This window comes from Halorubrum tibetense, assembly GCF_042661865.1.
In the GTDB taxonomy this organism is placed as follows: Archaea; Halobacteriota; Halobacteria; order Halobacteriales; family Haloferacaceae; genus Halorubrum; species Halorubrum tibetense.
Genome location: NZ_JBHSWW010000628.1, coordinates 1 through 628, shown reverse-complemented (window position 1 = coordinate 628; position 628 = coordinate 1). Strand labels below are relative to the sequence as shown.

The following is a 628-nucleotide window of genomic DNA, read 5'->3' as shown; positions in this document are numbered from 1 at the left end:
CGGCGATGCTCGTGATCGGTGCCGGAACGGGCGTCCACAAGACCGTCGCGGTGCGGTTGCTCGCGCGCGCCTACCCGGTTCGGACCGGTCGGACCCTCGGCGTCCACGACACGTTCGGGGCGCTGAGCGGGGTGGTCGCACCCGCGGCGGTCGTCGTCTTCCTCTCCGCGCCCCCCTCCCTCGCGTTTCTCCTCGATCGGGTTCCCGGGGCGTCTTGGCGCGGGCTGTTCGTAGTGATCGCGGGCGCGGCGTTCCTCCTCGCCGTCCTGTTCCTCGTCCGGGGGCCCTCCCGGCTGCCGGACGGGGCGGCCGACGGCGACGACGGGGGGTCGGAGCCCGGCGTCACGGAGTATCTGGCGCTGTTTCGGGACCGGCGGTTCACCGCCTTCGTCGCCGTGACGGTCGGGTTCTCGTTCGCGCACAACGGGCTCATCGCGTTCCTCCCGTTGTACCTCTCGCGGGAGGCCGGGCTGACGGCGGCGACGGCGAGCCTACTGTACTCGGTCGTCTTCGCGGTGACGTTCGTCCAGCTGGTCACGGGCGAGCTGTCGGACCGGGTCGGCCGCTACCCGGTGATGGTCGGGACGCTCGGGGTGGCGGCCGTCGCGCTCCTCGCGCTCGTGCTCGC

1 protein-coding gene is annotated in these 628 nt (G+C 72.9%); it reads left to right on the top strand.

The window, feature by feature from the left end; genetic code table 11:
• The coding region (locus tag ACFQEU_RS17385; RefSeq protein ID WP_379784196.1) for an MFS transporter at positions 1-628 on the top strand (628 nt) is incomplete at both ends.